General features: G+C 66.0%; 14 protein-coding genes. 4 read left to right on the top strand and 10 right to left on the bottom strand.

What is annotated here, in order from left to right; genetic code table 11:
• Window positions 1-36 precede the first annotated feature (36 nt).
• Window positions 37-300, bottom strand: coding sequence for a hypothetical protein (locus ACSQ1X_RS21195; protein WP_055798718.1), 264 nt, complete (start codon window positions 298-300; stop codon window positions 37-39).
• A 230-nt stretch (window positions 301-530) separates the two neighbouring features.
• Here ACSQ1X_RS21195 and ACSQ1X_RS21190 point away from each other — a divergent pair, with 230 nt between their 5' ends.
• Window positions 531-803, top strand: a complete 273-nt coding sequence (locus ACSQ1X_RS21190; RefSeq protein WP_055803013.1) for a DUF2277 domain-containing protein — start codon at window positions 531-533, stop codon at window positions 801-803.
• Window positions 804-812: 9 nt separating this feature from the next.
• On the opposite strand, the gene ACSQ1X_RS21185 is transcribed toward ACSQ1X_RS21190, so the two are convergent.
• The 8 genes from ACSQ1X_RS21185 to ACSQ1X_RS21150 all read right to left on the bottom strand — a co-directional run bounded on the left by ACSQ1X_RS21185 (window position 813) and on the right by ACSQ1X_RS21150 (window position 9,233).
• Window positions 813-3,197 carry a heavy metal translocating P-type ATPase gene (locus ACSQ1X_RS21185; protein ID WP_436059179.1) on the bottom strand — a complete coding sequence of 795 codons (2,385 nt, stop codon included), beginning with the start codon at window positions 3,195-3,197 and terminating at the stop codon, window positions 813-815.
• Window positions 3,198-3,266: 69 nt separating this feature from the next.
• Window positions 3,267-3,497: a heavy-metal-associated domain-containing protein gene (locus ACSQ1X_RS21180; protein ID WP_055803021.1), complete on the bottom strand. Its 231-nt coding sequence runs from the start codon at window positions 3,495-3,497 to the stop codon at window positions 3,267-3,269.
• Between the two features lie 94 nt (window positions 3,498-3,591).
• Window positions 3,592-3,936, bottom strand: a complete 345-nt coding sequence (locus ACSQ1X_RS21175) for a metal-sensitive transcriptional regulator (protein ID WP_055803009.1) — start codon at window positions 3,934-3,936, stop codon at window positions 3,592-3,594.
• Window positions 3,937-4,004: 68 nt separating this feature from the next.
• The gene (locus ACSQ1X_RS21170; RefSeq protein ID WP_436059178.1) at window positions 4,005-5,204 is read right to left on the bottom strand and encodes an MFS transporter; all 1,200 of its coding nucleotides are present in this window, start codon (window positions 5,202-5,204) and stop codon (window positions 4,005-4,007) included.
• A gap of 225 nt (window positions 5,205-5,429) precedes the next feature.
• Window positions 5,430-5,963 (bottom strand): DinB family protein, encoded by a 534-nt coding sequence (locus ACSQ1X_RS21165; protein ID WP_436059177.1) that lies wholly within the window; start codon window positions 5,961-5,963, stop codon window positions 5,430-5,432.
• Window positions 5,960-6,466, bottom strand: coding sequence for a universal stress protein (locus tag ACSQ1X_RS21160; protein WP_436059176.1), 507 nt, complete (start codon window positions 6,464-6,466; stop codon window positions 5,960-5,962). Before ACSQ1X_RS21160 ends, ACSQ1X_RS21165 begins: the two co-directional genes overlap by 4 nt.
• Window positions 6,467-6,546: 80 nt before the next feature.
• A complete protein-coding gene (locus ACSQ1X_RS21155) occupies window positions 6,547-6,906 on the bottom strand; it encodes a CU044_2847 family protein (protein ID WP_436059175.1) in 360 nt (119 codons plus the stop codon).
• Window positions 6,903-9,233, bottom strand: coding sequence for a CHAT domain-containing protein (locus tag ACSQ1X_RS21150; RefSeq protein ID WP_436059174.1), 2,331 nt, complete (start codon window positions 9,231-9,233; stop codon window positions 6,903-6,905). The genes ACSQ1X_RS21155 and ACSQ1X_RS21150 overlap by 4 nt, the downstream gene beginning before the upstream one ends.
• Window positions 9,234-9,451: 218 nt before the next feature.
• On the opposite strand from ACSQ1X_RS21150, the gene ACSQ1X_RS21145 reads away from it, so the two are divergent.
• From ACSQ1X_RS21145 to ACSQ1X_RS21135, 3 genes are read left to right on the top strand one after another with little or no spacing between them, the layout of a single operon-like run.
• A complete protein-coding gene (locus ACSQ1X_RS21145; RefSeq protein ID WP_055802996.1) occupies window positions 9,452-9,652 on the top strand; it encodes a hypothetical protein in 201 nt (66 codons plus the stop codon).
• 58 nt (window positions 9,653-9,710) lie between these two features.
• Window positions 9,711-10,844: a WD40/YVTN/BNR-like repeat-containing protein gene (locus ACSQ1X_RS21140; RefSeq protein WP_436059173.1), complete on the top strand. Its 1,134-nt coding sequence runs from the start codon at window positions 9,711-9,713 to the stop codon at window positions 10,842-10,844.
• Window positions 10,845-10,853: 9 nt separating this feature from the next.
• Window positions 10,854-11,141 (top strand): MoaD/ThiS family protein, encoded by a 288-nt coding sequence (locus tag ACSQ1X_RS21135; RefSeq protein WP_436059172.1) that lies wholly within the window; start codon window positions 10,854-10,856, stop codon window positions 11,139-11,141.
• Window positions 11,142-11,146: 5 nt separating this feature from the next.
• On the opposite strand, the gene ACSQ1X_RS21130 is transcribed toward ACSQ1X_RS21135, so the two are convergent.
• Window positions 11,147-11,383, bottom strand: coding sequence for a hypothetical protein (locus ACSQ1X_RS21130; protein ID WP_028271406.1), 237 nt, complete (start codon window positions 11,381-11,383; stop codon window positions 11,147-11,149).
• Between the last annotated feature and the right edge of the window lie 111 nt (window positions 11,384-11,494).

The following is an 11,494-nucleotide window of genomic DNA, read 5'->3' as shown; positions in this document are numbered from 1 at the left end:
TTTTCGAAGTCCGTCCCTGGCGGGAAGGCGGCGTTCCTAGCGGGAAGCCTCTTCCTGCTGGGCGGCGTTCTTGGTTGCCTGCTTGCCGGCTTCCTCCAGCGCCTGGGCCACCTTGGCCAGGGCCGTTACGTGCGAACCGGACCATTCGCTGCGGAACTTCTCCGCATCCGGGCCCTTCCAGTCCGTGCCGTTAAGAGCCTTCGTCAGCTGCGACTTGGTCTTCTCGATCTCCGACGAACCAGCCTGAAGCTTGGTTCCGAGCGCCTTGAGCTGAACAATGTCTGCACCCCAAATAGCCATTAGTTTTCTCCTTCAGTCAACGGACCCGATCCGATCGGCATCCCCAGCGGCCCCCGGCTCATCCGGAAGATCCATTACCTAGAAACTATCCCGCGGCCCGACGCTCCGTCGATGGGCACCGCTCCCCATGCAGCCCTGCCCCGTAAGCACAGCAGGAAAGGTGCAGGGTGTCGGTGACCGGACGGGCTTCGGGCCTCGATCCCAGGCGGTCCAGAGCCTAGCATGGGATTATGTGCCGCAACATTCGGACCCTGCATAATTTTGAGCCCCATGCCACGACGGCCGAGGTGGAAGCCGCTGCGCTGCAGTACGTGCGCAAAATCAGCGGCAGCACCAAGCCGTCGAAAGCCAACGAGGAGGCCTTCACCCGCGCCGTGCATGAGATCGCCCATGCCACCCAGCACCTGCTCGATTCGCTGGTGACGCACGCTCCGGCCAAGGACCGGGACGAGGAGGCAGCCAAGGCCCGGGCCAAGGCGGCCGTCCGGTTCGGCGCCGCTTAGGCCGTTCAGCTAGTTGGAAGCGGGCTTGCCGAAGCTGCGCAGCCGCAGCGAGTTGGCCACTACCAGCACCGAACTCGCGGCCATGGCAGCGCCTGCGATCATGGGATTCAGCAACCCGAGCGCGGCCACCGGAATTCCGACAGCGTTGTAGAAGAAGGCCCAGAACAGATTGGTCTTGATGGTGGCCAGCGTGCGCCGGGACAGCTCGATGGCCTGAGCCACCTGCCCCAGGTCGTTGCCCATTACGGTCAGGTCCGCGGCCTCGATGGCCACATCGGTGCCCGACCCCATGGCGATGCCAAGATCAGCCTGGGCCAGGCCTGCTGCGTCATTCACGCCGTCGCCGGCCATGGCTACCGTTGCGCCGCCGGCCTGCAGTTTCCGAACAGCGTCCACCTTGCCCTCCGGCAGTACACCTGCGAACACGTCTTCCGGCGCAATGCCGACGGCGGCGGCCACCTGCGCGGCCACCGCGGCATTGTCCCCGGTCAGCAGGATCGGCCGGAGGCCAAGCTGCTTCAGCCGCGAAATCGCGACAGCCGAACCCGGCTTGATGGTGTCCCGCAGCGAGACGATGCCTGCTGGCTCGCCGTCCACGGCAACCCAGATCGCGGTGGCACCGGATTCTTCGGCGGCTTGGAGCGCCTGTTCCTGTTCCGGGGTGACACTTATGCCGTTTTCCCGAAGCCAGCCCGTCCGTCCCGCGATGATGAACCGGCCGGCGACGTGTCCGGAAACTCCGCCGCCCGGCGCGGAACGGAACTGTTCGACGGCGGGAAGCCGCCCGCCGTCGTCGTTTCGGCGCTCAGCGGACAGCGCAGCGGACGCAATGGCGTGGGCGATGGGGTGCTCCGAAGCGGCCTCAACCGCCCCGGCGAGGCGCAGCACGTCGGCGTCGGTGTGCGTGCCAAAGGCCCTGGCGCCGTCAACGGCAAGATGTCCGGTAGTCACGGTGCCGGTCTTGTCCAGCAGGATGGTGTCCACGGTGCGGGTGTCTTCAAGGACCTGCGGACCCTTGATGAGAATCCCCAGCTGGGCGCCGCGGCCCGTGCCGGTGAGGAGGCCAACCGGAGTGGCCAGTCCCAGGGCGCAGGGGCAGGCGATGACCAGCACCGCCACGGCGGCGGTGAATGCGGCACGGATTTCGGCCGGGTCAATCACCGGGCCGCTGACGAGGATCCAGAGCACGAAAGTAACGACGGCGATCGCCAGCACAATCGGAACGAACACCGCGCTGATGCGGTCCGCGAGGCGGGCGATGGGAGCCTTGCCGGTCTGCGCCTGGGAAACCAGCCGGGCCATCTGGGCCAACGTGGTTTCAGCGCCAACCCGGGTGGCGCGCACCAGTAGGCGGCCGGAAGTGTTGATAGTGGCGCCTATGACAAAGCTGTCCGGGCCCACCTCGACGGGCACCGACTCGCCCGTGACCAGGGACGCGTCCACAGCCGAGTCGCCGTCGATCACCACACCGTCCGTGGCAATCTTCTCCCCGGGACGGACCACCATGACGTCGCCCACCGCCAGCTGATCGGCGGGAATCCTTCGCTCTGTGCCGCCGGACAGGACTGTGGCGTCCTTTGCGCCCAGATTCAGCAGCGCCTTCAGGGCGTCGCCCGCCTTCTGCTTGGCGTTGGCTTCAAGGTAGCGGCCCAGCAGCAGGAAGGTGGTGACCACCGCGGCTACCTCGAAGTAGAGGCCGCCACTGCCCATCTCCATGCCGGGGTGTTCCGTCATGCGGGGATCGGCCAGCAATTGCCAGGCCGAGAAAAGGTACGCGGCAATAACGCCGATGGAAACCAAGGTGTCCATCGTTGAGGCGAAGTGCCGGGCGTTGATGGCCGCGGCTCGGTGGAACGGCCAGGCCGCCCACGTGACCACCGGCAAGGCAAGAACCCCCGCCACCCAGCCCCAGTCCGGGAACTGGAATGAAGGAAGCATCGAAATCGCGAACACCGGAACGGTCAGTGCTGCCGCCACGATAAGCCGCGGTTTGAGTTGCGAGGCGGCGCCACCGTGCGCCAGGTGGCCGCCTTCCGCGGCGCCACCGGGGACATGCTCTCCATGCTCGGTCGTTCCGCCGCTAGACGCATGCTGCCGCATACCTCCGGCATCGCCCCCGGTCTCGCCTCCGGCCACATGGCTCGGGTAGCGGGGAGGGCGGACCTTGGCCTTGTAGCCTGCCGCTTCCACGGTGGCCGTGATCTGTTCATCGGTGATGCCCGCCGGAACCGTGACCTGGGCCGACTCCAGGGGCAGGTTTACCGAGGCTTCCACGCCCTCGAGCTTTCCGAGTTTCCGTTCCACCCGGCCCACGCACGAAGCGCACGTCATGCCTTCGATGTCGAGTTCAATCACCCGGCTTCCCGGCTGGTGCAGCAGTTTCTCGTTACTCACAGAGTGTCCTTCCTGTGCGTGTCAGTGGTGCCGGTCTCGGCGGTCGGTGTCGGAATGCGGCGGGCGGGCTCAGGCTTCGTTGGCCACCACCAGGTAACCGGCCTCAGCCACCGCTTCTCCGATCTCGGAGCGGGAGAGCGTCTTTTCGGACGTGATCGTGACGGTGGAAATGCCACCTGCGTTGAGGTCGACGTCGACCGCTTCCACGCCTTCCAGGGCTTCAAGTTCCTCGCTCACGGAGGAAATGCAGTGTCCGCAGGTCATGCCGGACACGTTCACGATGGTGGATACGGGGCTCATGGTTTGCTCCTGATCTTCGGCGTTGCTGATGTTGCCGATATTGCCGGATTGATTCGGTTGAATCATCCGAATGGTGTGGTGCGTGGGGTTGCCGCTACCGCAGCAGGCGCCCGATGGCATCGGTAGCCTCCTTGACCTTGAAATCGATGGTTTCCGCGCGGAGGGCCGGGTCGGGTTCAGAGGCGGCCCCGACGACACAATGGCCGATGTGCTCCTCGACCAGGCCCAGGCTCACAGCGTGGAGGGCTTTGTTCACCGCGGCAACCTGCGTGAGGATGTCGATGCAGTACTTGTCCTCATCCACCATCCGCGCAATTCCGCGCACTTGGCCTTCGATGCGTTTGAGCCGGCGCAGGTATGCGTCTTTGTTCGAGGTGTAGCCGTGCTGGGGTGCAGTCTCGGCGTCCTCGGCCCGGGGAGCGTCTTGTGGTGAGTCCATACCCCCAACTTATACCCCTCAGGGGTATAATACAAGTACCCCCTGGGGGTATGTGTGGTGATTGCCGGTTACCGTTCCGCCGGGAGCTCGGGGGAAGGCGTCCCGCGCCCAACGCTGCCGATGCCGAGCAGGGATGTGGCGGCGACGGCCGCGGCGAGTACTCCGAGTCCCAGTGGCAGCGCGGAAGCTGTGGCCACGGCACCCACCAGGAGGGGTCCGCCGGCGTCGCCAAGTTCCCGCCCCAGCTCGGCTGATCCCATGGTCCGGCCCAGCCGCTCAGGCGGTGTGGTGGCGGCCAAGTGCGCGAAGCCCAGCGGTGTCGCCGTGCCTATCCCCACACCAATTGCTGCCGCGGCGCCGAAGATGGTGACGGGCCCGGGAAGCAGCGCCACGCACGCGATTCCGGCCGACGTCAGCAACAATCCAGCCGTCATGCCGGGGCCGTCCTGGATCCTGCCCCGATCACGCAGGCGGCCGATCCAGGGCTGGGTGGCAGCGGATGCGAGTGCGAGCAGGCTGACGGCGGCCACCGCGGCCACGGGATCCAGGCCGTGCCCGGTGGCCAGCGCGGGGAGGAAGCCAATTGCCGTGCCCAAGGCTCCGGTGGCTGCCGCCAGGACGAGCGTAGGGACGAGGAAACTGCGGTGCGTCACTTGGCGGGCAAGGTCCAGCAACGTGTACCGGGGCCGGGGCAACGGGTCCAGCCGCGGCAGCGCCACCATGGCCCACACTGCTGTGGCAGCCGCGAGGATGCCCAGCGTGGCAAAGAGGAGGGCGAAGCCGCCGAGGAAGATCAGCGCAGCACCGATCAGGGGTCCGCCAACGTAGCCCAGGCTCTTCCACGAACCGTAGCGGCCAAAATACGTTCCGGCGTTGCGGCCCGCGAGCCGCGCCACCATCGCTGACGACGCGGGTGAAAACGCAGAGGCGGCGGCACCTTGGCCGACCCGGGCGAGGCCGAGCATCAGGGGGTTTGCACCCCACAGCCCTATCAGCGACATCAGGGCAAAGGCGAAGAGCCCCGCCACCACCACCGGCTTGGCTCCAATACGGTCACTCAGGACTCCGAACACCGGTTTCAGCACCACCTCGGCAAGGTCGTAGACGGCCAGAAGAATACCCAGATTGAGCAGGCTAAGCCCGATATCACCGCTGTGGGCACCCATTCCGGCTGCGATGCTGTGCGCGCCGAAGGCAGTAACAAAGCCTGCAGCATAGAGCGGCGCGGTGACGGCAGCGGTCGCTGTGGGGATTGGCGCTGTGGTCACCGAATTCGCTCCTGGAGTGCCGCCGGACATTAAAAAGCTCCGGAGTGCGTTATTGGGGGATACGCACTCCGGAGCAGCTTATGGGGCAGGTTCAACTTCTTCCTGCGAATATCAGCTTACTTGGCCGTAGCGGTGAGCGCCACCACCCTGAATAACTACTTTCGCTTTATTTTCACAGGGTCTTTCGTCCCCCTTTTCCCGCCGTTTATTCACAGTGCCGTGGATTCACAACACCCCGCCGGGGCCCATGCTGAGCTGGGTGGCATGGAAGTCGAAGTGCTCGATGGGGTAGGCGTAGACATCTGCCAGCGACATCCACGGCGTGAAGAACGGGTCCCAGCGGTCAGGGAAGGACATGCCCCGGGCCATCGCCGCGTCCGACTCACGGCCCATCCGCCGCTCAAGGGAGCGCGTGACCCGCCGAAGTTTCGCCGCCATCCGCTTACGGTTGAACACGCGGGCCGCAGCCTTGGAGCCCAGGTAATTGACGACGTCGAACGGTGCGGTTCCGGCGTTCAGTAGCCGCGCAAACCCGCGGCTGAAAGGTGCCGGCAGGACACCCAAAACGCGGACCAGGGGCAGCAGGGCCTGCACCACCATGTAGCCGAAAACCATATGGAACAGGAGTTCCTCGTTGGTCCAGCGGGTGCCCGAGCTGCGGCGGCGCAGGTCGGAATCGGACGCGGCGGCCAGCCATCGCTCAAGTTCCCTGACGTTGCGCTCGTAGCCGTGCTGGACAGTGCCTGGAGCCGCACTCACTCGGGTGTGTCCCGGTGGGCGCCCATGTGGGCCGGTACAACCAGGACGGGGCGGTCCTGATGGTGGGTCAGCCACGCGGCCACAGAACCGTTGAGGGCTGCCGAGATGCGGTGCCCCAGTCCGCGCTCCGGCGTTCCCACGATGATCATGGAAGCATTCGCCTCCGCCGCCACACGGCCCAGGGCGCGGGCAGGGTCCCCAGCCAGGATCCGCAGCGTCCACTCCACCGGCTTCGCGCCGCAGGCAGCCCCCACAAGGGCGCGGAGCTCTTCGCTTACGGTCCGGACATCGGCGTCGTCCTTGTCCGGATGCAGGGACAGCCGGTGCGCCGACCGCGCCGGATCCCACTCGACGAGGTAGCTCGCCTCGTCGACGTAGGCGCATAGCAGAGGAACGCCCAACTTTTCTGCGAGGGCGGTGGCCGACTGCAGCACTTCTGCGTGCTGGCCAGGCAGTACGCCGACCACCAGGGGAGGCGGTCCGCTGAAGCGCTCTGGAGACATACTCCATTGTGACCCTGAGGGCATCCCTTGAACAGCGCGGCCGTCAGTCAGGTCACTGGACGGTTCCCGGTGCGGGCCGCTTAGTCGGGTTCGTCGCCGTCCGGAGCCTCCCGTGCCGGTTTGGGGCGGCGCCAGGTGAGCGTTACCGTGAAGTTTGAGCTGGTGCTGGCCGCAGCAATGAATGCCCCGGCTTCGGCGTGCAGGTCCAGACCGAACTTGACCGACACCTCGTCGGGTTTGTCAGGAAGGCCGGTGAGCTCATCGATGACGCCTTGGACCGCCGGCCGGATGTTGCTGAGGGCGCGCTCAAAGGTCTGCTGTGCCCGCGCGAAAACGCTGCTCTGTCCGCCCCCGCGCGTCACCAGCCCGCCGGTGTTGTCTGAAACTTCCAGAAGCACGGTTCCGCCGTCGTTCGTCGGAAATTCCACCAACCGTGTCATCTCTCGTCCTTCCAATTCTGTCTGAGGGCCAGTCCCAGGAAGATCAAACCGCCGACGGCGACCGTTGCGTTCTGCACGGTTAGCACCACCGCCCGGGCTGAGAGATCATCTCCGGGGAGCCACATCAGCGGCAACGTGGCCAGGCAAACCAGGAGAAGCCAGCCGGCCAACGCCGGTGTTTTGGGAGCGCGGATGGCCAGAATGCCTGCCCATGCGCCGAAAAGTGCTTGGAATAGGGTGGCGGCCGTTGCCGCCCATAGAAGGTCCGTTTCCAGGCCAACCACGCCCAGCAGTGCACCGGCTCCGGCCGCTACGGCCAGCGTCACGCGCCCCCTTTCGGTCCGATCCGGCAGGCCGGCGATCAGGAGCAGGAGGTAACCCGCTGGCGCCAGGAGTGCGTAGACAAAGCGCACGCTGACTTCCCCGCCGGAATACCACCAGTCCATGTCCACCCAGTTGAGGTAGGCGAAGAAGACCGCCAGGAGTGCCCCGGCAAGGGTCAGGACAATCCCGCCGGCCGCAAGGAACCGGGGATCCAGGGCAGCTGTCGTGGGCCTCCTCTGCGGTTCCGGCGGAGGGCCTTCTGCGCTGCTCGGGGCCGGTGCAGCCTGGCGCGCAGTCCTCTGGGCTGTCCTTTCCGCCGCCCGCAAAGCGTCGTTTTCGCGGCGCAGTTCGTTTCGCGCCTTCGTCGCCAGTCCTTCCGGATCGGACGCAGCGGGATCCAGGGCATACAATTCCGCCGCCACGTCCACCGCGGCCTGCCAGTTTCGGCTGCCTGCGTGATACTCGAGCTCACCCTGCAGGTCGGCTGTCCGCTGCCGTTTGGCGCAATCCCGGGCACGGCCGGCGGCGTCAGGGAAATCGGGATCGTCCTGCACTGCGGCGTAACCGTCTGCAGCGGCCGTCCAATCTCCGGCGTCTTCGGCTTCCCTGGCGTGGCGGTAGGCCTCGGAACGTTCCAGGTGCTGCGCAGCGGAAGCGCGAAGCAGCGCCGCATCGCGGTAACCGCCGTCGAGGGTCAGCAGGTCATCGAACAACTCGATGGCCACCGGATAATGCTTGGTCCGCAGTTCCGCGCAGGCCTGCACGTACAGCGCGCGGAGTTCGGCCTGCCGGATCCGGGCACTGGACGGCTCCGCTGATCCGGCCGCGTTGTTCGCGGACGTGCCCGCGGGCGGCTCCACCGGTGCAGCCCTTTCCTTTACCGCTGGGCGGGCCGGTGCCTTCAAGTTGAACAGAGTGGTGTCGCCACCCCTGACGTAGAGCGCAGGCGTCACCCACTCCAGCGTTCCGTCAGGACTTCCCATGACGGAGATCCGCCCCACGCGGGCGGCCTCGTCCACGCCGCGGCCGTTGGCGATCGCGGCATAGAAGCCCTGTGCAAAGGCGATCGCGGCGCCGTCACTGATGGCGAACTGCATCGCTGCCACTGCACTGATGCCGCTGCGGACCAGGGTGGAAGCTGTGCCGGAGAAGAGATCCTCACGGCCGGTTTCTCCGGAGGAGCAGGAATTCAGGACCACCAGGCGGGGGCGGGGCACGGCAACACTCAACAGGGCCATCAGGCGGATGGCGCGCACCATGGATGCCCGGCCGTCGGCCCCCACCAGAGCGATCCGTCCTTCATCGCTCCTGGCGTCGTAGTCACCGTGGCCGATGAAGTGGACTACGTGCCAAGGTCCTTCCAGCAGCATCGACTGGATCTCGTCCCACGCGCCGCCCGGCGACCACACGAGTTCAATCCTGCCTTCGGAAACCGGGCCCGCCAGGGCTGCAGCAAGGTGGTTGCGTTCCGCTTCGACGTCGAGCAGCGGAAGGTCGCGCGGGGAGGCAATAAGGCCAAGGATCCTCAGCGGAGGGACGATTTCCAGCGGGTTCAGGTGGTAGTCCGGTGCGGGAATATGGCGAAGCAATGGCTCCGTCTGGCACAGGTAGCTTTCGGTTTCCGGATCAAACAACATTTCCCACGGCATCGCAGCCAGTTCAGGAGCAGCGAGGCGCAACACCACTCGCAACTGCTGGCCGCTGTGCTGCGCGGCGCCCAGGCTCGCCCGGTACGTTCCGTAGACCTCGCGGGTAAACAGGGCCTGGAACAGTTCCTGGCCAACTCCCCGGACCGGAAGCTCGGCGACCGGCGTGGTGCGCCGGGCGGACACGGCGGAGGCCAGGACGGTGGACTCCAGTTCGGCGCGGCGTTCCAGGATCCGGTCCACGTCCAGCCTGAACACCCCTGAAGCGTTTCCTCCGGCCGGCGCCTGAACCACGCGCACGGTGTACTCGCCCCGCTCGGAGCCTGATGCGAGTTCGAGTTCTATGTCACCGTCCATGGCAACCTTCTCAGCGCAGTGCGGAGTCCCCACAGCGGACTTTCGGCGCCGGTCGTTCCGGTGCCGGACAGCCCTACAAGACAAGATTGGCGCAGCGGAAGTGCCTGCACAAGGGCTGCCCGGCTGCGCGCCCGGGAACGCGGGTGCAACGGCCGTTGGGCCCTTGTACACCCCTTTGCCGCGGAATAACGTTGAGGCATAGGGAGAGGTGGTCCGCGGTGGAAATCTACATGTGGTGGCTTGATCTGGACCTGGCCAGCAAGGAATGGCTGCGCGAGAACCTGCGGACGGAGGAATTGCCGTTGCCTGTGCTGCAAGGGATTGCCGAGGCCGGCGGCCCGCACCCTGACACCGCAACCGGAGTCCTCACGAATGCGGATTGGGACTTCATCGAGACGCAGTCTGAATTCGTGGACTGACCGCCCGGGCGGATAATGCCGCGCCAAACCATTGCAGCCTCCGGGCGGGAGTGGTTGCATGGGGTGCATGGCCACCGAAGAGAGTTATGTCCTAGCGATCGGAACCAAAAAAGGGCTATGGCTGGCGACCAGCCAGGACCGGCAGACATGGTCCATGTCCGGCCCGCATTTTCTGATGAGCGAAGTCCCCAGCATCGGCATTGACACCCGCAACGGGCGTACCCGGATCATGGTGGGTGTCCGCTCCGAGCACTGGGGACCCACCGTTGCGCATTCGGACGACCTCGGTGCCACCTGGACCGAGCCGGAGCAGGGTGCCATCAAGTTCCCGGAGGGCACTGACGCCGCGGTGGAGCGCATCTGGCAGATCTACCCGGACGCCGACGCCCGTCCGGGTGTGGTCTGGGCCGGCGCCGAACCCATTTCCGTATGGAAATCGACTGACGGCGGCGAACACTTCGAGCTCAACCGCGGGCTCTGGGACCATCCGCACCGCAGCGAATGGGGCGCCGGGTACGGCGGCGCGGCCGCGCACTCTATCGTGGTCAATCCCTCCGGGGACAACGTGCACGTCGCGATGAGTACGGGCGGTGTGTACCGTTCGCTCGACGGCGGTACCTCCTGGGAACCCCGGAACAAGGGCATTTCGGCGTACTTCATGCCGGATCCGAACCCCGAGTTCGGCCAGTGCGTGCACAAGATCGCGGCGGATGCCGCCGTCGAGGGCCGCCTTTACGCACAGAACCACCATGGCGTGTACCGCACCGATGACAACGGCGAGAACTGGGAGTCGATTGCGGAAGGCCTTCCGGCTGATTTTGGTTTTGTGATGCTGACGCATCCCCGGCGGCCAGGGACCGCGTGGGTGGTCCCGCTCAAAGCCGACGGCGAACGCATCCCGCCGGACGCGAAGCTGGCCGTGCACCGGACGGACGATGCGGGGAAGACCTGGAAGCGCCTTGATTCCGGGCTGCCGCAGGGCGAATACAACGCGGTGCTCCGTGACGCTGCCTCGGTGGATACTGCGGAACCGGCCGGGGTGTACTTCGGAACGCGCGGTGGCTCGGTCTACGCCAGCCCGGACGAGGGCGAGCACTTCACCGAAGTGGCGTCACATCTGCCGGACGTCCTGTGTGTCCGCGCGGCCGTGGTGTCCGCGGCCCTGGTGCCTGGCGCTCCGGTACCCGCTTAAAGGTCCGTTGTGGCTGACATCAGCGTGGTGCTTCCCAGCATCCTCCAGCCGCTCGCCGGCGGGCAGTCCATCCTGACTACGCCCGCCGACGGGGCGGTGACTGTGGGGTTCCTGCTGGACTCGCTGGCCGGGGATTATCCGGTCCTTGCGAGGCGGTTGAGGGATGAAACCGGTGCCCTTCGCCGCTACGTGAATATTTACGTGAACGGGGACGAGGTCCGGCGCTTGAGGGGACTGGAAACTGAAGTGGCTGCCGGCCAGGAAGTGGTGATCATCCAGTCCGTGGCGGGCGGCTGAAGGGCTCAGGCTACTCGCCAAACGCTGCATTCATCCGTATTGATGGCCTTGCGCATCCCGGTCTGACGGTCCATGATCCACACGACGCCGATGCCCGGCGCAGTTTCCTGCACGCGGCCCCGGCGGATCACCACGTCGTCATAGCTGGGGCCCACGGACAGGCGGGCTTCAATCTCGTCGCCGCGGTGCAACTGGTCCAGGGCGCGAACACGGGTTACATGGGTTTTGGCTTCCTTCAACATGGCGGGGCCTCCTGAGCTGGAGCTTGTGCTGGTGCCTGCAATTGCCGGCACATCCAGTTTCCTGCGCCATTGTTGCCGCCGCGTTTCATGCCGGTAATGGGCGCGTTAGTT

The sequence above is a fragment of the Arthrobacter sp. LjRoot78 genome (assembly GCF_964254335.1).
In the GTDB taxonomy this organism is placed as follows: Bacteria; Actinomycetota; Actinomycetes; order Actinomycetales; family Micrococcaceae; genus Arthrobacter.
This window is presented reverse-complemented; position numbering and strand designations above follow the sequence as displayed.

Excerpts from the sequence above, each read along its gene's own strand:
- ACSQ1X_RS21195 (WP_055798718.1), bottom strand. The coding sequence starts at position 300 with ATGGCTATTTGGGGTGCAGACATTGTTCAGCTCAAGGCGCTCGGAACC.
- ACSQ1X_RS21190 (WP_055803013.1), top strand. The coding sequence starts at position 531 with ATGTGCCGCAACATTCGGACCCTGCATAATTTTGAGCCCCATGCCACG.
- ACSQ1X_RS21180 (WP_055803021.1), bottom strand. The coding sequence starts at position 3,497 with ATGAGCCCCGTATCCACCATCGTGAACGTGTCCGGCATGACCTGCGGA.
- ACSQ1X_RS21175 (WP_055803009.1), bottom strand. The coding sequence starts at position 3,936 with ATGGACTCACCACAAGACGCTCCCCGGGCCGAGGACGCCGAGACTGCA.
- ACSQ1X_RS21160 (WP_436059176.1), bottom strand. The coding sequence starts at position 6,466 with ATGTCTCCAGAGCGCTTCAGCGGACCGCCTCCCCTGGTGGTCGGCGTA.
- ACSQ1X_RS21155 (WP_436059175.1), bottom strand. The coding sequence starts at position 6,906 with ATGACACGGTTGGTGGAATTTCCGACGAACGACGGCGGAACCGTGCTT.
- ACSQ1X_RS21150 (WP_436059174.1), bottom strand. The coding sequence starts at position 9,233 with ATGGACGGTGACATAGAACTCGAACTCGCATCAGGCTCCGAGCGGGGC.
- ACSQ1X_RS21140 (WP_436059173.1), top strand. The coding sequence starts at position 9,711 with ATGGGGTGCATGGCCACCGAAGAGAGTTATGTCCTAGCGATCGGAACC.
- ACSQ1X_RS21130 (WP_028271406.1), bottom strand. The coding sequence starts at position 11,383 with ATGTTGAAGGAAGCCAAAACCCATGTAACCCGTGTTCGCGCCCTGGAC.